Here is a 19,469-nt window from a genome sequence, read left to right as displayed (position 1 = left end):
CCTGATTATTCCTCATTTTCAAATCTGACTTTGATTGAATTTGCATGAGCCGTTAAACCTTCCGCATTTGCAAATGTCTCAATATCTTTGTGAATCTTTCTCAAAGCATCTCTTGAATATGAAATAATGCTTGATTTTTTAACAAATGTATCCACGCCGAGAGGAGAGAAAAATCTTGCCGTACCGTTTGTCGGAAGAACATGGTTAGGTCCGGCAAAATAGTCTCCCAGTGGTTCGGAACTTGATTCACCGAGGAATATGGCGCCTGCATTTCTGACTTTTGTCATGGTTCCGAAAGGATCTTTTGTTACGATTTCCAGGTGTTCCGACGCTATTGCATTTACCGCATCAATTGCCGTATCCATATCCTCCGCAATCAGTATATATCCGTAATTATCCAAGGATGCCTGAATAATGTCTTTTCTTTCGAGATTTTTTACAAATCCTTCAATCTCTGACTGTACTTTTTCCGCGACTTCCAAACTCGTTGTAACAAGAATTGCCGACGCAAGCTGGTCATGCTCTGCCTGAGAGAGTAAATCGGCCGCAACATATCTCGGATTGGCCGTCTCATCGGCAAGTACGAGGATTTCCGACGGACCGGCTACCGAATCAATACCCGTATATCCAAATACTGCTTTTTTGGCCAATGCAACAAATATATTGCCAGGTCCGACAATCTTATCCACCTGCGGTATTGATTCCGTTCCGTACGCAAGCGCTCCTATGGCCTGAGCGCCTCCGACTTTGTATATTGTATCGACGCCGGCTTCTTTGGCGCTTACAAGAGTCGTAGGATATACTTTTCCGTCGCGTCCCGGAGGAGTACACATAATAATCTCATCAACTCCCGCAACCTTTGCCGGTATTACATTCATTAATACGGATGAAGGATATGCGGCTTTTCCGCCGGGAACATATACGCCTACCCTGCTTAAAGGAGTAATTTTCTGTCCCAGGATCGTTCCGTCAGGCTTAGAATCAAACCAACTCTCCTCTTTCTGCATTTCATGATATTCTTCTATATTTTTCATGGCGAGTCTGATTACTCTTATGAGTTCGTCATCCGTTTCGGCGTAAGCTTCCTCTATTTCTTCGTCCGTAACTTTAATTGTCTCCGCCGTCAGTTTAACCTTGTCGAATTTTTCCGTGTATTCAAATAAGGCAAGGTCTCCGTTGTCCTTTACATTTGTTAAAATATTATTTACGGCTTCTTCCTGCTCTCTGTAATTTATCGGACTTCTTTTTAAAAGACTTTTTAATAAATCTTTGATGGAATCTTCGTTAATATTAACAACTTTCATTATATGACCTCCCTGATATTATCTATAATTCGTGCAATACGCTCATTTTCCATTTTCATACTTACCTGATTAACCACAACTCTTGCCGACAAAGGGCATACCTCCTCAAGCACCTTAAGGCCGTTTTCTCTAAGAGTGCTTCCGGTTTCTACTATATCGACTATTACTTCCGAAAGTCCCACAAGAGGTGCAAGCTCAACAGATCCGTTTAATTTTATAATTTCAACCGTTTGTCTTTTTTTGTCAAAGAAATAATTCTTCGCAATATTAGGATACTTTGTTGCAACCCTTATCAATTCATGATTATTGAGTTTTTCCGCCGCACTTTCCGGACCGCATACACACATTTTGCATTTTCCTATTCCCAGATCCAACACTTCAAACAGTCTTCTGTTTTCTTCAAGTATGGTATCTTTTCCTACTATACCAATATCCGCGGCACCGTATTCCACATATGTCGGTACATCGCTCGGTTTTGATAAAAAGAATTTGATTTTAAGCTCTTCATTTGTAAATATAAGCTTTCTCGTATCTTTATCTTTCATTTCCTCACATGTAATACCTATTTTTTCAAATAATTCCACGGCATGATCTGCGAGCCTTCCCTTTGCAAGCGCAATTGTCAGATATCTCATATAATCTCCTCCTTTCTTTCATTATTTTCTATAAATGTTATTTTTTCATAATTTTCACTTAAAGCAAGGTTTCTGTATATATCTTTATCCCCGTTTAAAGGGTACAGTCCTGCCCGCATTCCGTTATTTCTAAGCGTTACCGCTTCAATAAACGCCATGTCCGACGAAACTTTGTCATATACTATAAGTGAGCCTTTCTTTTTAAGATAAATCGGAATATTTTGTCTTTTAATTGCATCAATCAGTCTGTCCACGGACAATGAAAATCCGATTGAAGCCCTGTCCTTACCGAACTGTCCTATGAGATTATCATATCTTCCGCCGCTTAATACCGCATTTCCCGTTCCGAATGTATATGCCTTAAATATAACGCCCGTATAATACATATGCTCGTTCAATGCGCCGATATCAAAAGATATATACTTACCGTATCCGTATTGACAAAGCTTATTATACAGCTTTGAAAGATGATCTATTGCTGCAAGGCTTGTTTCATTGTCGGTCAGTTCTCTTGCCTTATCCAAAACATCGGCTTCAAGCCCGAAAAGCCCCGGTAATGCGAGCAACGCCTGTTTTACCGATTCATCACAGTTGAGTTCATCCAAAAGCTCTTCAACCGCCAGGAAGTTTTTGTCCATTATAAGATTGGTCAACTCTTCTTTTTCGTCCTTCGTCGTACAGACTTCTCCTATTAATCCGTTGTAAAAGCTTACATTTCCCACTTCAACCTGGAAGTTCTCGAGCCCGCTCTTTTTTAAACAGTCTATGGCAAGACATATTATTTCGAAATCTTCATCTTCGGTGCCGTTTCCTATGAGCTCCGCACCTACGGTCGTGGTCTCTTTTAACTGTCCTCTGTAGGCATTTTCATAATTAATAAATACATCTTCTGTATAAAACAGCTTAACCGGAGTTTCCGTATTCATAAAATATTTTGCGGCACATCGTGCTATTGCGGGAGTTACATCCGGTCTCAGCACCAATGTGTTCCCATGATGATCAAAAAACTTAAACATCTCATTTGAAGGGATGGTTCCTCTTTCCTGATTAAATACATCGAAAAATTCAAATGTAGGAGTATCTATGTTGTTGAATCCAAAATTACTACACACATTTTCAAGCGCATCCGTAATCTTTCTTTTTTCCAGACATTCTCTGCCATATATGTCTCTTACTCCTTCCGGCGTATGTAATAAATCTTTTTTCATAACAATCCCCTCGCATTTATGTTAAATATAAAAACCGCAATCATGCGGGCTTTTCCCGTTTAATAATATTCCTTTACTGGTTTAGCATGATAAAGTAATAAAGTATGTTAAGAATAATAACACCCTGCTTGAAAAATGTCAAACAGGGGTTAAAACATTACATTCTGACTTTAACAAGACGAGGTTTTAAACCTCCGGCCTCAAGAGCCGCAACAATTTCGTTTTTGTGTTCGTTACCGAATGCTTCGATTGTAATTCTCAATTCAACCGCTGCATTTCTATTAATACTTACAAACTGGTTATGTGCAAGTTTAATTACATTTCCCTTTGCTTTGGCAATTATTTCCGAAACCTTCACCAACTCTCCCGGTTTATCCGGAAGGAGTACGGATACCGTAAATATTCTGCTTCTAAGCACAAGTCCCTGCTGTACAACAGATGACATGGTTATGACGTCCATATTTCCTCCGGAAAGTATGGATACTATTTTCTTGCCTGTTGCATGAATATGCTTGGTGGCGGCAACAGAAAGCAGTCCGGAATTTTCAACTATCATTTTATGGTTTTCTACCATGTCCAAAAATGCAACTATAAGTTCTTCATCAGGAACAGTAATAACATCGTCGATATTTTCCGCTATATACGGAAAAAGCTTATCTCCCGGTGTTTTAACGGCCGTACCGTCGGCTATGGTGTTAATCTCAGGAAGTGTTACAACATGTCCCGCTTTAATTGACTCCTGCAAACAGTTGGCACCCTCAGGTTCAACGGCAATAACTTTAGTTCTCGGAGAAATCATCTTTACCAATGTGGCAACACCGGTAACGAGTCCGCCGCCGCCTACCGGAACAAGAATATAGTCGGCATCCGGAAGCTCATCCAATATCTCCATTGCAACGGATGACTGTCCCGTGGCAACATCCAAATCATTAAAAGGATGTACAAATGTAAGTCCCTGTTCCTTTGCCAATTTCATTGCATAACTGCATGATTCGTCATATACGTCTCCATAAAGAACCACCTCAGCTCCGTATCCCTTTGTTCTGTTTACCTTAATCAAAGGCGTGTTGGTAGGCATAACCACCGTTGCCTTTACACCGTACTTTGACGCGGCATATGCAACTCCCTGGGCATGATTTCCGGCAGAAGCGGTAATTAACCCTTTTTTTCTTTCTTCGTCCGTCATTGTGCTGATTTTGTAATATGCGCCTCTTAATTTATATGCACCGGTAAACTGCATGTTTTCCGGCTTTAAATAAACTTCATTGCCGCACATGTCGCTGAAAAATTCGCTGTGTATAAGCGGTGTTCCTGCAGTTACCTCTTTTACTTTTTCGGCTGCCTCTTTAAACTTCTCTAATGTAAACTCTTCCATAATTATTGCCCTACTTATATTTTATTTTCTGAACCAACTGAAGAACCCTTTCTTTTTCTTAGGTTCTTCCGAAGTGTCTTCGTCGTTTGTTAAATCTTCAGACACAACTTCCGCGATGTTTTCCGTATTTTCCGTATTTTCCGTATCACTTATGTTGTCTGAAGCATGGAATTCTTCCTGTTCGGATATTGAATTTTCCGTACCGGAAGTATTATCGTAAACAATATCTGCATTGTCATTCTTATCAACGGTATTTTCTTTCTCCGCATCTTCTTTTTCCGCATTATTATCGCTGTCCGAAATATCAATATTGTTTGCGGAAAGTATGTCGCTCATTCCGTCTTTGAAAATTTCACCCAGTTCAAACGCGGATAATTCTTCCTCATCCTCAGAAGTATTTTCACTTGCTTTTTCTACGCTGTCCGCCTCAATGTACTCGTCACCCGTATCATCAGGACGATCTTCCGATTCAAGCTCTTCCGGTAATTCGCTGTTTGTTTCTTCCGCTGCTTCCCTCTCTTCCGAGTCGTCTCTTTCTGTATCGGAATCATCAAATAATGCTTCCACAAAGCTGTTTGAATCAAATTTCTGAAGATCCTCTATTTTTTCACCCACACCGATATATTTAACAGGGATACCGAATTCCGCCTGAATGGCAACCACGATTCCGCCCTTTGCCGTGCCGTCCATCTTCGTAAGAATAATACCGGTAATATCGGTTACATCGTTAAATTCTCTAAGCTGCTGAATTGCATTCTGTCCTGTTGTGGCATCGAGAACAATAAGATTTTCTCTGTACACTCCCGGATATTCCCTGTCTATTACTCTGTTTATTTTTGACAGTTCATTCATAAGATTTTTCTTATTGTGGAGTCGACCTGCCGTATCGGCAATTAAAATATCAACATCTCGCGCTTTAGCCGCCTGAACAGAGTCGAATACCACAGCCGCCGGGTCTGAACCTTCGGCTTGTGCAATAATATCAACTCCGCTTCGCTCGGCCCAAACTTTAAGCTGTTCGATCGCACCCGCTCTGAACGTATCCGCCGCCGCAAGAAGTACTTTTTTGCCTCGTGCCTTAAATGTTGAAGCCAATTTACCGACGGAAGTCGTCTTTCCGACACCGTTAACTCCGATAACGAGCAATACTGACTTTTCATTTTCAAATCTGTATTCATTCTCGCCTATATCCATTTTTTCTCTTATGGAATCAATGAGTAACTGTCTGCATTCTGACGGCTCTTTAATTTTATTTTTTTTGACCTTTTCTCTTAAATCTTCAAGAATTTCATCAGTGGCTCTTACTCCCATGTCGCCCATTATCATTATTTCTTCAAGATCGTCGTAGAAATCGTCATCTATGGCGCTTCTGCCTGAAAAAACATTATTAAATCCGGATATGATATTTGCTCTTGTCTTACTTAATCCGGCTTTTAATTTTGAAAAAAATCCCATAACATCTCCTATCGTTTTTCTAATTCAACAGATACAAGTTTAGAAACGCCCTTTTCCTGCATTGTTATACCGTATAATCTGTCCGCTTCATTCATTGTCCCCCTTCTGTGAGTGATAACAATAAATTGGGTATTATCGGATAATCTGTGTAAATAGTCGGCAAATCTTACAACATTCGCATCATCAAGCGCAGCCTCTATTTCATCCAAAAGGCAAAACGGCGACGGCTTCAGATTTTGAATGGCAAACAGCAGCGCAATGGCGGTTAAAGCTCTCTCGCCGCCTGACAACTGTATCATGTCGGTTAATTTTTTGCCCGGAGGTCTTGCGGTAATTATAATATCCGACTCTAAAACATCTTCCGTATTCTCCAATTCAATACCGGCCGTCCCGCCTCCGAACAGACTTCTGAAGGTCTTTTTAAAACTTACCCTTATTTGTTCGAAACTGTATTCAAACTGCTTACGCATCTCTCTGTCCAAATCCGAAATAATTTTTTTAAGAGAAGAAGCGGCTTCGATTAAATCACCGTACTGAGCTGTCAGAAAATCATATCTTTCTTTGACATGATTATATTCATCTATTGCATTTACATTAACATTCCCGAGTAATTTTATTTTATCCTTCAAGTCCTTAATATTCGCGGTAATATCGTTTATATTATCATATTTCGGATTACTTTTCTTCTTTGCGTACGAATATGTCAATTCATACTCAGACCACATATATTCGGTAATCTTCTCCGATTCGTATTCGATTTTTTCGATTTTAGATATAATCCCGGATATTTCTTTGTCATACATTGATATTTGTTCAGACAGAGACTCTCGAATAAGAGTCGATTCCTTCAATTTGTCCGTATAATTTTTCCTTCTGTTTACGTATTCCTCGATATCTGAATTAAGTTTAAATGCCTCTTTCTTCTTTTCTTTCAGATTTTCTGTTTCAGTTCTGATTATATTGCTGCATTCGTCCGTTTCGGTTATCAGATTATTTATTTGCTTTCGAATATTCTTTGCATTGTTTTCCAGATTATTTATTTCATTTTTAATTCTGGTTTTAAGATTATTAAGATATTCCGCCTTGCCCGACAGTTCGGTTTTTTCAATGTTAACGTCAGATAATGTACTGTTTAGTTCGTCAATTTCGGAATTTATTTCTTCCGATTCAAGGACAATTCTGTTATTATCCGACTTAATTGATTCTTCTTCTCTTTCAAGTGAGTCCAATTCATCTTTTTTCTTCACCAAATTATTTTTATGCTTTAACAAGAGATTTCCCAAATCAGATGCATTTTCATTTTCAATTTCGGATTTTAATTTAGTCAAAGACATGTTCATATTATTAATGTTATTTCCGGAAATTTCGATTGAAGTGCGGCAGTCTGAAATACGTTTATTTATTTCGTTCTCTTCTTTTTGCAAGGCATTAATCTTTGAAATTATATCTTTTGATTTCTCTGCGCTTTCATTATATATAAGCTGTAAAGAATTAACCTCTTTAACAAGTTCCGCAATTCTGTTGTTTCTGGACAGTAAGTTGTCATTATGTTTAAATGATCCTCCGGTAATGGAACCACCCGGATTAAGCAATTCTCCCCGCAAAGTAACTATTCTGAGAGAATAATCACTCTTCTTTTGAAGCGCAATGCCGTTATCCGCATTGTCGACAATTACAACATTTGAAACCATGCTTTTTATGATTTTTTTAAATCTTTCGTCGGTTTTAATTACCGAATCACATGTACCGATTACTCCCGGTTCCGATAAATACCTGTCGCTTATTTTCTTCTCAATGCATTTTACTGATGAAATAGGTATAAAAGTGGCCCTTCCCGCTTTTTCTTTCACCAGAATGTCGATTACATCCTTTGCAGTCTTTTCATCTTCCGTAATAATATTTTGCAATCTGTTTCCGAACGCCGTTTCAACCGCAATTTCATATTTCTTATCCGTCGAAATGATATCCGCAATAACGCCTGTTATATTTTTATTATCCACCGCAAGTTCCATAACACGCCTTACACTTCTCACATAACCTTCGTATCGCTCTGAGATGCCGCGTAATGCTGAAAGCTCGGATTTACTCTTTAATAACATGCTTTGGTTATTATTAACTTCCGTATAAATTTCGGCTTCATCTGATTTGAGTTTATCTGTTTCATCTTTTAAGGACAGCCTTTTATTTTCCAATACGGCGAGATTGTTTATTAATCTTGCACGCTCATTTTCGGCTTCCGTTACGGATTCGGACAGCCTTTCCATATCCTGATTTAAACCTTTTCGACTGTCATTTACGCTGTTTAATCTCTCATTTAAAACATTAATGTTATATTCTGCATTTTCGATTTCGCTTCTTATACGAGCCTGAGATCTTACGCATTCTATCATGTCTTCCGACAGTGAACGCTTATTGACTGAGATGCTTTCGCTTTTCTTCTGCAGAATTTCTTTTTTTAATATCAAATCCGATTCTTTAACGGCCGTGTCCGTTATTTTTTTCTTTATGTCCGCATATTCATTATCTATCTCTTCTGTTTCCGCCTCTTTATGCTTTTTGTCAGAACAAAGAGCCGACAGTGTTTCTTCAAGCTCTGCTTTCCTTTTTTCATAAGAAGATATTTTTTCCTCATGCAATGTCAGCTTCGTTTGAATTTCCGCAATTTCTTCCATGAGGTCCTTTGAATATTCTCTTTGCTTTTCTTCTTCCGATTCAACGGCAACAACGGCTTCTTCAATCGTTGAATATTCTGCTTTTGCTTCTTCAAGTTTATTATAAGCATCGTCATATTGTGACTGTGCTTCTGCCAACAGCCCGTTATATTTACTCAAATCCTTTCTGTATAAATCGGATTTAAGCACATATAAAGAGCAGTCGAATTCTTTTATTTCTTCATATAAGCTTAAATATTTCCTTGCGCTTTCCGAGGCCTCTTTAAGCGGTTTAAGTCTTGTTTCGAGTTCGGCCGTTATATCCCTTATACGCGTAAGATTTTCTTCTTCCGCTTTCAGTTCCTTAATTGCCTTCTCTTTTCTCTTTTTAAATGTGACTATACTTGCGGCCTCTTCAAATAATTCTCTTTTGTCGTCTTTTTTACCGCTTAGAATTCTGTCTATTCTTCCCTGTCCTATTATTGAATAACCTTCCTGACCCACGCCTGTATCATAGAACAGTTCTTCAATATCCTTAAGTCTGCATGCGGCCCCGTTTATCCTGTATTCACTTTCTCCGGAACGATATATGCGCCTGGATACGACAACCTCGTCATATGGCAAATTCAAACTTCTGTCCGAATTGTCAAAATATATGGACACACTTGCAAATCCCACCGGTTTTCTGACTTCCGTACCCGCAAAGATTATATCTTCCATCTTTGATCCGCGAAGACTCTTTGCGGACTGCTCTCCCAGCACCCAACGTACGGCATCGGATACATTACTCTTACCCGAACCGTTAGGACCGACTATACATGTTATTCCTTCTTTGAAATCAAATGTAAACTTATCCGCAAATGATTTAAATCCATATATTTCCAACTTCTTAAGAAGCATTATTCTTTCTCACTTTCATCCGAAAAGATACCTTTTTCCTTTAGCAGAAGAATGGCATTGTATGCCGCACTTTGCTGAGCCTTTTTCTTGGTAGGGCCTTCTGCCTGAACATTGAAAAAACCGTCGCATACACATTCAACCGTAAAAATCTTATTATGCTGAGGTCCCTTTTGTGATATTTCCCTGTATTCCAACTGTTTTCCCAAGGACTGAACCACTTCCTGTAAAATTGACTTTGAATCGTAAAAGAGATGATGTTTGACAATGTCATTTAATATAAATCTGTTTATGAAATCCGTGGCAACATCAATTCCGCCGTCCAAATATATGGCTCCTATAAGAGCTTCAAATGCATCCGAAACAATGGATGCTCTCTCTCTGCCCCCCGTAAGCTCTTCACCGTTGCCTAAAAATATATAATCCGAGAGGGAAATTGCCTTAGAGCATGATGCCAGCGTGGGTTCACATACTATGCTTGCCCTGTATTTTGACATTTTCCCCTCTGACATGTTCGGATATTTATTAAAGATTTTGGTGCTTGTTGCCAGCTCCAGCACTGCATCTCCGAGGAATTCCAGCCTTTCGTTGTTTTTAATTCCCGGTATCCTCACTTCATTCGCATATGAGCTGTGGGTCAATGCGGATATAAGGTAGTTTTTGTTTTTAAATTTGTAATTAATTTTTTGTTCGAATTCATCTAAATCTTCAAAATTTTTATTCATAATTTTTCTCTGTTATGTTAAAAAAACTGTCATAAATCATATGACAGTTTGTGTACATCAGATATCATATAGCGTCGTTGATTGCAACCAATGCATCTTCCACTGTTGAAATTTCCTCAAGAACATTCTCCGGAATCTGAACGCCAAGTCTATCCTCCAATTCGGTAATTATTTGAAACACGTCCAGGGAATCGGCTCCCAAATCTTCTATAAATCTTGAGTCGGCCTCAACCTCAGACGGACTTATATTTAATATTTCAGCAACTATTGACTTTATTTCATCTAAATTCATATTCTTTTATTTACTCCCCGTTGTTTATTATATCGCCGTTCTCTTCTTTTGACATTTTGGCGAATTCATTTTTTATCCTGTCGTTAATATTTCCTCTGACAAGCTTTGACGCCTGCCCGAATGCACTTGCAAATGCCGCTTCTTTTGCATTTCCGTGTGTTTTAATTACAAGACCGTTCAGTCCGAGCACTGCCGCTCCCCCGTAATTATTGACATCATAAGTCTTTATCATGGATTTCAACTGACCCTTAACAAGCAATGATCCGATTTTGGACGGAAATGATGATGTAATCGCTTTTTTAATTTCCGAAATAAGTGTCTTTGCAACACCTTCATACATCTTAACAATAGCATTTCCCACAAATGCATCGCATACTATGACATCCGCATCCCCCGACGGAATATTTCTCGCTTCAATACTGCCCGTAAAATTAATGTTGTCCATCTCCTTAAGTAAAGGAAATGTCTCTTTGACGAGCTTATTGCCCTTTTCCTCCTCGGCGCCCACATTAACAATGGCAACTCTCGGTGCAGGCATATCGAACATTAACTGCATATAAACGGACCCCAAAACTGCCCATTGAGTTAAGAAATCCGGTCTTGCATCCATATTTGCACCTGAATCCACTATGGTAGCAGGTCCTTTTGATGTGGGAATAATAGGGGCAAATGTCGGTCTGCTTATGCCTTTTATTCTTCCGAGTATGGTCTGAGCACCAACCATAATGGCTCCCGAATTACCGGAAGAAATAAATGCATCCGCTTCTCCGTCTCTTACCAGTTCCAGAGCTTTTACAAGAGAAGAGTCTTTCTTGGTACGAATGGCCTTAACAGGATTCTCTGACGTTTCGATAACTTCTTTTGCATCCACGATTTCAAACCCTGTCGCAGGAAGTTTATTGTTTCTTATAACACTTTGAATTTGCGGTTTTCTGCCTACCAAAATAATCTCAGTATCACGGTCGTTTTCCAGAGCTTTAACCGCTCCCCTGATAGGCTCAAGCGGAGCATAATCGCCACCCATTACATCAATTGCAATTCTTACCTTCTGCGCCACTTTTTCTTACCTTCCTTACAATTTATTCTCATGGTATCATTTACAAATTATATGTGTGTAATAATTATTTTTCAAGACTTATATGCATATTTATTCAATCCTTATATTGAAGAATATGCTTTAATCCGTCTTTAACAAAATCGTCGCCGTATTTTTTTATTATGATGTCTGCATATCTGCAATTTTCTTTTTTTATTTTATCCATCTGATATGAAATTACACTATCCACCTTTTCTTTTTGTATGTATTCGGAGAGAGTTGAATTCATGTCATTTAATATTTTTTCAATTTCTTCCGTCACATTGTTTGACGCTCCGTCTGTTGATGTAATCATAATATCCGCCGGATTTAACATCGAAGCGATTCTCATGTTTTGAATCGCGGTTCTCTGTTGTTCTTCATTTAATGTTAATTCAGGCTTGAGAGAAAGATATATAATCAAATAGTGAATAAAATTCAAATCGTTTTTGTCTATTCCCGCTTCGAAAAGAGGATTAAGATCCAACATTCTAAGCTCTATATGATCAACGCCTTTATGAAGGAGATTGTCCGGGCTGTTTATTCCTCTCGGCTTTAATCTTACCGGATAATACAGTTCGGAAGCTTCTTTTAACATACCCTTGTTAACATAATCCTGTATGCTTCCTACATAACCCTCTATGCTTTTGAAATCCAAAATCGGTATAAAATTATTCCAATATCCTATCTCACTGCACCTAGGTGATGCATATTTGCTGATTACTGTTTCACCCATTCTGCTTTCGTCAAAAAACGAACCGTCAAACAGCGGACTTGCGGCAAGCAAATATACAATCATCCAGCTTTTTTCCAAAACCTTTACCGAAAGATCCAGATAAATTCCGTTTTTGAACTCATCGAATTCAATGTTACTGTATTCATCAGATTCATAAACCGATTTCAAAAGTTCATCGCTGAATGAAAAATTGTAATGTATTCCGGAAAAAAGCATTTTCTTCTTTCCGTATGTAGCCGCCAAATGTCGTCTGTATTCGGTTTTTACGGCTAATTCTCCCTCATATTCCGCTATGGGTATATCATCCTCCCCCTTCACATAGGGAGGGTTTGAAAAAGGCCAGATATATTCCTCTCCGGTTTTTAATTTTAAAAGAGTTTCTTTAGTATCACTGTCCAACCGTGCAATTTCATTCCACACGGAGTCAACGCTGTCATTAACCCCGGTTATCATTTCCACCTGATTTTCACAGAAATCCCTGTCCCTTGAAAAATCATTACCGAAAGGATGCTTTGTATGAGCAAGATTACCGTTCTTATCAATTCTCAGGTTTTCTTTTTCTAAGCCGAAGGAACCGCATTCCAAAAAACTTATGCTTTTTTTATCGCCTTTATTTATAACAAATCCCATTTCTTTTCCCCTGTATTTCTCAAAATAAATATCTAATAAAACATTACAGGTCTGAGAAAATCTGATACAAACGTTGTGTGTTTTCAGGATTTTCCTCATATACATTCTTATGCTGCATGCCGATAAATTCAGGTTTTCCGTCTTTATATGCCAAGAGAGTATTCATGGGAACACTTTCCCATTCGTCATCATTAAAGGGATTGGTCGTAAATTTGATACAATCCGCATTTTTAGACATATAAAGTGTATTCATCTGATTGGTATGAACATATGTGTATTTTCCGTCGTAGAACAATAAATTAAGCTTATTGCCCTCTGCCATATTTGTAACTAATTCATTTAATAAATTAAACTGACTTTCATCGTCAAGCGCATCATTTTCTATGACAGCTTTATTTATACTGTCTAAAATATATAAAAATACACGCTCGCTGTCCGTTTCTCCGTTCTGCATCCTCAAATATTTATGCAGCTTCGGATAGTCAAAAATAGTACCGTTATGTATCAATGTCCACCTTCTGCCGGTGATGTCTTTCCCTGTAAACGGATGACAGTTATTGTATGTAACGTTGCCGATTGTGGCATATCTTATATGTGCAAGAACCGTTTTCCCAGATATTTCCGCAGTCATTCTTTCCCTCAGATAATCACTTTTATCCGCCTGTTTAGGTTCTTTTTCTATCTGAGCGTCTTCTCCGTCAAGTATCGCCAAACCCCATCCGTGAGGATGGTTTGGACTATGGCTGAAGAAATCTCTGAGATATTCGTTGCATTTTATCGGATATTTGGAACTTACTCCGAATAATTCACACATACCCTCACCTTCCCCTTCTTTTCTGATACAGTTGCATTTTTACCAAAGCTGTCCGTACAGTTCCATTATTTCTTTTTTATCGGGAACTCTCATTGTATTGTACGGACTTCCGCTTGCCAATGCGTCGTCTGCCATCTTTTCAATATTTATTTCAAATTCGTGTCTGTCTATTCCGTATTCGGCGGGAGTAACTACTTCGCAAATCTTACAGATATTTTCAACTTCTTCTATGAATCTGTTTGCGGTTTCAATGTCATTTAACCCTGTAATCCCCACTGCTCTTCCTAATTCCGCAAATTTATCATATGCACCGCTTACTGCAAATTTAAGGCATGTCGGAAGCAACATTGCGTTTGATAATCCGTGAGGAACATGAAATAAAGCTCCGATAGGTCTGCTCATACCGTGTACTATGGTCACCGATGAATTGCATATGGCAATTCCGGCTTCCAAAGCCGCAATTGCCATTTCCTTTCTCGCAATTTCATTTGAACCGTCTCTGTATGCTTCCGGAAGATATTTAAAAATCCTTTTAACTGCTGACTCAGCCGCAATATCCGTAAGCATTCCGGCACGTCTTGAAGTATATGCCTCTATGGCATGAGTCAACGCATCCAGTCCCGTTGCAGCCGTAACATTCGCGGGACATGAATATGTAAATATTGCATCGATTATCGATACATCAGGCATAAGTGCTGCGCCCTTTATAAGCATTTTTGTTCTGGTGCCGGTATCGGTAATAATGGTCGAAACCGTGGCTTCGGAGCCTGTTCCCGCCGTAGTCGGAACGGCAACCATGGGCGGAAGTTTACACTCCGGAACTCCTCCCATATAATCCGAACATTTTCCGCCGTTTTCCGAAAGCAAGGCAATTGCTTTCATCGAATCAATGGGACTTCCTCCTCCTATGCCTATTAAAAAATCGCACTTATTTTCCTTATAAAGGCGTACACCTTCATTTATCATCAGATCCGTAGGCTCTCCGGTAATATTGTCATATATAATGTAATCAATATTCTTATTTTCTAATATATCCGTCAGTCTTTTTATCTCACCGCTTTTAAGCAAATGTCTTCCGGCAACCACAAACGCTTTTTTTCCAAAACACGCAATACTGTCCGCCGAATTAGTAAGAGCATTATCACCGTATATAATTTTACCCGGTGTAATAAATTCCATATGCGCTCCTCCTTAATGATATAATATTTAGTAATTTAATCATACATTATAATTAATTACCATGTATTATTACATATACAAAAGTACAAAAAAGACAATGCCGGATGCCGACATTGTCTTTTTTGGAGCTATGCTTGAATATATATACAAATAATAGAATATTTGCTTTGTTATGTAGTTGATTATACACCTAATAATCTTATTATCAAGTAAAATAACCAAAATAAAGTACACTATTTGCAGCTGTTATAACCATTTTTCATGTTTTTTTATCATTTTGCGGTTATTGTTGAGTAATTCCCTCCCACTGATACAGTATATGTCTGACCGGATACTATTTCTCCGTTACTTACAACAACATATTGGTATGATAAATCCGGTGTAAACACGGCAACTGATTTTCCGCTTCCGTCCTTAACCTCCACCTGACTGCCCGCAGATCCGTTTGCCGTCAATGTTATTACTCCCTGTCCTGATCCCACAAGTGTCTGTGCCATAGCTGAGGATCCGGTACCCGTAAATGTTCCTCCCGTTATTGTTCCTACGGTATCATAGTCCAATACTGACGTATCACCTTGTGTCGGTCCGGTTACGGTCGTATTTCCTCCCGTAATTTCAAGAGAACCGTTTGAATCAATACCGTCTCCAGAAGCATTTATTACAATCGTACCTCCTGATATAAGAACACTTCCGGAACTTGAAGCCGTATACTCTCCGGTCATTTTATCCCTTCCTCCGGTATATGCGCTTGAGTCATTTCCGCCTGCCGCATTTATACCGTCGTCAGACGCTTTAATATCAATATTACCGTTTTCCACTGTTATGTTCTGAGCTTCCAATCCTTCGTAACTTTCATTTATATAAAGATTTCCGCCCGCAATGTCTAATTCACTGTCGGCATGTATGCCGTCATCTCCGGATTCTACATTAAATTCACCACCCGTAATTTTTATGGAATTGTTTGAGTGAAGACTGTCGTCTGCGGAATCAATGGTATATGTACCTCCGTTTATTAATATACTGTCTTCGGCTTTTATTCCCTTTATACTTTCGGATGAATCATCCTCTTTACTGTCTCCTGTTTGAGAGGTTTGATTATTAACGGGTGTCGTGGGCTCTGCGCCTCGTCCTCTGTTCGCCCCTTCATTCGATCTACCGTTAAATTTACCCCATGAATCGGAGGATAATTTTGTCCCGTTCTCGCTGCCTCCCCCTGCAGTAATTTTAAATGTACCGTCCTCTGCCTGAACATATGAAGACGAGCTTATTCCGTCTCCTTCCGATGTAATTTCGAATGTTCCGTTTTCGATATAAATAAATCCTAAAGAAGTATCATCTGTATTTTCCGAATGAATACCGTCTTTTCCCGATGTAATGTTAAGTGTTGCATTAATCGAACGCACACTGTCATTTGCGTCTATTCCGTGTCCCGAAGATGTAATCGTAATGTTTCCGCCTGTAAACACTAAATCATCTTTACATACAATGCCGTGTCCTGCCGGAGAAGTGACGGTAAGTGATCCCGTACCGTTTATTGTCAAATCATCCTTTGAAAATATTGCTCCGTCGATATTTTCTTCATCAGTTGCGGTAAATGTACCTCCGTTGGAAACGGTATTTTCCGTTCCGGAAACAAGCGTTAAAAATACTTTGTCACAGTTCTTTACATATAATCCGGCCGATGAGCCGCTGTTAATTTTTACTCCGTTAAATACTATATGTACCTTTGCCGCATCTTCCGTATCTATAATTATTTGTCCGTCATTTAATGTTCCGGACAGGATATACGTTCCCTCGGCGTTAACGGTTATGGTTGAACCGTTAACAGTCACACCCTCTCCGTCTGCCTGTGCACTGTCTCCGTTAAGAGTTATTTTTGTGGAATTTTCATCATATTCGGTATTAAAATCCCTGTCCGTAAACATTTCCGTATTTGAAGATTTATCGGACACATCCGCTGCGGCTGATACACCTGCCGTATCCGATAAATTCTTATTCCCGTTTGCGGTGCAACCCGCTAATGTAATCATTGATAATGTACCTGCTATAGCAATCGGTATTATTTTTTCTTTTTCCATATGCGCCCCCGTTTTCTTATAATTCAGATAATGACTCCTGCTTTGTAATCGCAATTTCAAGATTTCCGTTTCTGCATCTGATGGCGTCTATCATTTCTTTTTCAACGTTATAATTTTTCAATGTTACATCGTAAGTAAGCTTAAACATGCTTCCCATATTTGTCGTTAAATGACATATATTTACTTAATTCATTTAAAATCTTTTCGAATTGATTAACGTTCAATAAATACTTATACTCGTATCTTTTAAAAATTGTTTTTATTTCCATGTTCCACACCTCCCTTAATCTGAGCCAAGCATAAAATACTAACCTTAAACGGACTTTAACCGCAAAGAATTAAATTATTAAGAATTTTTTATGAATCGGATAGAATAAAATATTCATTGTGAAACATCTTTTTAAGGGATTCCGCTTTATGGTTTATTTAAGTTTTTTATATTACAATGGAAAAAACGATATTTTATTTTTAAGAAAGGATGTATATGAGAATATTAATTGTGGAAGATGAAAAGGCTCTTTCCAGAGTACTTGTGAAGATATTTGAAAAAAATTATTACTCCGTTGATGCGGTATATAACGGAAAAGAAGCATTGGATTATATTGCATCCGATAATTATGACATAGTTTTAATGGATGTAATGATGCCTGTTATGGACGGAATTACGGCATTAAAAAAAATTCGCGAATCCGGCAATCAAATACCCGTATTGCTCCTCACGGCAAAATCGGATGTTGAAGATAAGGTTATGGGACTGGACAGCGGAGCCAATTATTACATAACAAAGCCCTTTGATACTCAGGAGCTGCTTGCGGTTGTAAGAGCCATTACGCGAAAGGAAGCCCAATTTGACAATAAACTGCATTTTGGCAATGTAACTCTTGATACTTCCACATATAAACTCACATCAGACACCGGAAACGTAAAGCTTACAAACAAAGAGTTTCAAATGATGGAAATGTTTATGTCAAATCCAAAAATGCTTATATCAGCCGATACGCTTATGGAACGAATATGGGGATTTGACAGCGATGCCGAAATAAATGTTGTATGGGCTTATATTTCATATCTTAGAAAAAAGCTTAAAAACATTAACGCGGATTTCACCATTAAATCGTCGCGTAATTCGGGATATTCTCTGGAGTTAATAAATGATTAAAAAATTAAAGATTAAATTTATATTGCTTGGAACGAGCGTACTGTTCGTACTGCTTGCCGCCATAGTTTTTGCCATGAATTTAGTTAATTACAACTCCATGATAAGAGAGGCGGACGGGATTATTTCACTGATTTCCGAGAACAAGGGAGCTTTCCCCGATGATTTTCAGCCTTCAAATGTAATATCCGTAAGAATATCGCCGGAAACTGCATACGAATCCAGATTTTTCTCAATTACATTTGACAAACACGGCAATATAACAAATGTAAATACCAATCAGATTATGTCCGTTGACGCCGCTACCGCCGTTAAATACGGATACAGTGTATATGATTCAAAAAGTCCCAGCGGTTTTTTGGGAATATACCGTTATGTTGCAACAACAAATCATGACAATACGATAATAACATTCCTGGACTGTGACCGAAGACTTGCTTATTTCAACGATTTCCGTACGACAAGTCTGATAATGGCGGCAATCGGACTCGGAGCCGGATTTCTTATTATATTTATTATCTCCGGAAGGATTGTCAGACCTGTTGCCGAAAGTTATAAAAAGCAAAAACAATTCATTACGGATGCCGGTCATGAGATAAAAACGCCGTTAGCTATTATTAATGCAAATGTGGACTTATTGGAAATGGAATCCGATGAGAAAAACGAAAGTCTTGATGATATAAGAACTCAGGTTGAAAGACTGCGTATTCTTACCGATGATCTTATTATGCTTTCAAAAATAGAAGAAGGCGGACAGGTAATTAATAAAAACAATTTTTCACTTTCCGACACAATTAAAGAAAGTGTTGAGAGTTTTAATGTACTGGCAAACAGTCATCACAAAAATATTGTATGTAATATCACTCCCGACATATATTTATACGGAGATAAAAAATATATACTGCAATTGAGCAGTATTCTGATTGATAACGCCATAAAATACTCTCCGGCAGATACGGATATTACCGTGTCTCTGGTAAAAAGCGGAAAAGAGTCTCAATTAAGCATTCATAATTACACGGATACGGAAGTAGACGGCTCAAAATTAAATTCCGTATTTGACAGGTTCTACCGCACTGATTCATCCAGAAATTCAGAAACCGGCGGTTACGGCATAGGGCTTTCCGTCGCTAAAGCGATAGTTTCATCCCACAGCGGTAAAATATCCGCTTCCACAGCGGACGGTCACGACTTTAAAATAACAGTCAGCTTCCCTTTCAATTCCATGACTACAAATATTTAACTTATTTTTAAACAAA

The 19,469-nt window shown here is 38.5% G+C and carries 14 protein-coding genes and 2 pseudogenes; 2 read left to right on the top strand and 14 right to left on the bottom strand.

The window, feature by feature from the left end; all coding sequences use genetic code 11:
* Positions 1 to 5: 5 nt before the first annotated feature.
* From hisD to ACYQ1N_RS02725, 14 genes and pseudogenes are all read right to left on the bottom strand, one after another.
* Positions 6 to 1,304 (bottom strand): histidinol dehydrogenase, encoded by a 1,299-nt coding sequence (gene hisD / locus ACYQ1N_RS02790; protein WP_459832488.1) that lies wholly within the window; start codon positions 1,302 to 1,304, stop codon positions 6 to 8.
* The gene (hisG, locus tag ACYQ1N_RS02785; protein ID WP_459832486.1) at positions 1,304 to 1,939 is read right to left on the bottom strand and encodes an ATP phosphoribosyltransferase; all 636 of its coding nucleotides are present in this window, start codon (positions 1,937 to 1,939) and stop codon (positions 1,304 to 1,306) included. The genes hisD and hisG overlap by 1 nt, the downstream gene beginning before the upstream one ends.
* Entirely contained in the window at positions 1,936 to 3,147 is a 1,212-nt protein-coding gene (gene hisZ / locus ACYQ1N_RS02780; protein WP_459832484.1) for an ATP phosphoribosyltransferase regulatory subunit, read from the bottom strand. The genes hisG and hisZ overlap by 4 nt, the downstream gene beginning before the upstream one ends.
* A 157-nt stretch (positions 3,148 to 3,304) precedes the next feature.
* Positions 3,305 to 4,522 carry a threonine ammonia-lyase gene (gene ilvA / locus ACYQ1N_RS02775; protein ID WP_459832482.1) on the bottom strand — a complete coding sequence of 406 codons (1,218 nt, stop codon included), beginning with the start codon at positions 4,520 to 4,522 and terminating at the stop codon, positions 3,305 to 3,307.
* Between the two features lie 552 nt (positions 4,523 to 5,074).
* A pseudogene (ftsY, locus tag ACYQ1N_RS02770) lies at positions 5,075 to 5,977 on the bottom strand (signal recognition particle-docking protein FtsY); the annotation flags it as partial.
* A gap of 8 nt (positions 5,978 to 5,985) precedes the next feature.
* Positions 5,986 to 9,528 (bottom strand): chromosome segregation protein SMC, encoded by a 3,543-nt coding sequence (gene smc, locus ACYQ1N_RS02765; RefSeq protein WP_459832479.1) that lies wholly within the window; start codon positions 9,526 to 9,528, stop codon positions 5,986 to 5,988.
* Positions 9,528 to 10,250: a ribonuclease III gene (gene rnc, locus ACYQ1N_RS02760; protein WP_459832477.1), complete on the bottom strand. Its 723-nt coding sequence runs from the start codon at positions 10,248 to 10,250 to the stop codon at positions 9,528 to 9,530. The genes smc and rnc overlap by 1 nt, the downstream gene beginning before the upstream one ends.
* A 64-nt stretch (positions 10,251 to 10,314) precedes the next feature.
* The gene (gene acpP / locus ACYQ1N_RS02755) at positions 10,315 to 10,542 is read right to left on the bottom strand and encodes an acyl carrier protein (protein ID WP_459832475.1); all 228 of its coding nucleotides are present in this window, start codon (positions 10,540 to 10,542) and stop codon (positions 10,315 to 10,317) included.
* A gap of 10 nt (positions 10,543 to 10,552) precedes the next feature.
* Entirely contained in the window at positions 10,553 to 11,599 is a 1,047-nt protein-coding gene (gene plsX, locus ACYQ1N_RS02750) for a phosphate acyltransferase PlsX (protein WP_459832472.1), read from the bottom strand.
* A gap of 94 nt (positions 11,600 to 11,693) precedes the next feature.
* On the bottom strand, positions 11,694 to 12,983 hold the full coding sequence (locus ACYQ1N_RS02745; RefSeq protein WP_459832469.1) for a glutathione synthase: 1,290 nt from the start codon (positions 12,981 to 12,983) through the stop codon (positions 11,694 to 11,696).
* Between the two features lie 43 nt (positions 12,984 to 13,026).
* Positions 13,027 to 13,797: a class II glutamine amidotransferase gene (locus ACYQ1N_RS02740; RefSeq protein ID WP_459832467.1), complete on the bottom strand. Its 771-nt coding sequence runs from the start codon at positions 13,795 to 13,797 to the stop codon at positions 13,027 to 13,029.
* Between the two features lie 39 nt (positions 13,798 to 13,836).
* Positions 13,837 to 14,976 carry an iron-containing alcohol dehydrogenase gene (locus ACYQ1N_RS02735; protein WP_459832464.1) on the bottom strand — a complete coding sequence of 380 codons (1,140 nt, stop codon included), beginning with the start codon at positions 14,974 to 14,976 and terminating at the stop codon, positions 13,837 to 13,839.
* A gap of 272 nt (positions 14,977 to 15,248) precedes the next feature.
* Positions 15,249 to 17,054, bottom strand: coding sequence for a carbohydrate-binding domain-containing protein (locus tag ACYQ1N_RS02730; protein ID WP_459832462.1), 1,806 nt, complete (start codon positions 17,052 to 17,054; stop codon positions 15,249 to 15,251).
* Positions 17,055 to 17,070: 16 nt separating this feature from the next.
* Positions 17,071 to 17,220, bottom strand: a pseudogene (locus tag ACYQ1N_RS02725) (DUF4956 domain-containing protein); the annotation flags it as partial.
* A gap of 318 nt (positions 17,221 to 17,538) precedes the next feature.
* Here ACYQ1N_RS02725 and ACYQ1N_RS02720 point away from each other — a divergent pair.
* Both ACYQ1N_RS02720 and ACYQ1N_RS02715 read left to right on the top strand, forming a co-directional pair.
* The gene (locus tag ACYQ1N_RS02720; protein ID WP_459832459.1) at positions 17,539 to 18,213 is read left to right on the top strand and encodes a response regulator transcription factor; all 675 of its coding nucleotides are present in this window, start codon (positions 17,539 to 17,541) and stop codon (positions 18,211 to 18,213) included.
* Positions 18,206 to 19,453, top strand: a complete 1,248-nt coding sequence (locus ACYQ1N_RS02715; RefSeq protein ID WP_459832456.1) for a sensor histidine kinase — start codon at positions 18,206 to 18,208, stop codon at positions 19,451 to 19,453. The genes ACYQ1N_RS02720 and ACYQ1N_RS02715 overlap by 8 nt, the downstream gene beginning before the upstream one ends.
* Positions 19,454 to 19,469: the final 16 nt, after the last annotated feature.

The organism is Howardella ureilytica (genome assembly GCF_054657495.1).
This window is presented reverse-complemented; position numbering and strand designations above follow the sequence as displayed.

Coding starts and splice junctions, on each gene's coding strand:
- hisD (WP_459832488.1), bottom strand. CDS start 1,304: ATGAAAGTTGTTAATATTAACGAAGATTCCATCAAAGATTTATTAAAA.
- hisG (WP_459832486.1), bottom strand. CDS start 1,939: ATGAGATATCTGACAATTGCGCTTGCAAAGGGAAGGCTCGCAGATCAT.
- hisZ (WP_459832484.1), bottom strand. CDS start 3,147: ATGAAAAAAGATTTATTACATACGCCGGAAGGAGTAAGAGACATATAT.
- ilvA (WP_459832482.1), bottom strand. CDS start 4,522: ATGGAAGAGTTTACATTAGAGAAGTTTAAAGAGGCAGCCGAAAAAGTA.
- smc (WP_459832479.1), bottom strand. CDS start 9,528: ATGCTTCTTAAGAAGTTGGAAATATATGGATTTAAATCATTTGCGGAT.
- rnc (WP_459832477.1), bottom strand. CDS start 10,250: ATGAATAAAAATTTTGAAGATTTAGATGAATTCGAACAAAAAATTAAT.
- acpP (WP_459832475.1), bottom strand. CDS start 10,542: ATGAATTTAGATGAAATAAAGTCAATAGTTGCTGAAATATTAAATATA.
- ACYQ1N_RS02745 (WP_459832469.1), bottom strand. CDS start 12,983: ATGGGATTTGTTATAAATAAAGGCGATAAAAAAAGCATAAGTTTTTTG.
- ACYQ1N_RS02740 (WP_459832467.1), bottom strand. CDS start 13,797: ATGTGTGAATTATTCGGAGTAAGTTCCAAATATCCGATAAAATGCAAC.
- ACYQ1N_RS02735 (WP_459832464.1), bottom strand. CDS start 14,976: ATGGAATTTATTACACCGGGTAAAATTATATACGGTGATAATGCTCTT.
- ACYQ1N_RS02730 (WP_459832462.1), bottom strand. CDS start 17,054: ATGGAAAAAGAAAAAATAATACCGATTGCTATAGCAGGTACATTATCA.
- ACYQ1N_RS02720 (WP_459832459.1), top strand. CDS start 17,539: ATGAGAATATTAATTGTGGAAGATGAAAAGGCTCTTTCCAGAGTACTT.
- ACYQ1N_RS02715 (WP_459832456.1), top strand. CDS start 18,206: ATGATTAAAAAATTAAAGATTAAATTTATATTGCTTGGAACGAGCGTA.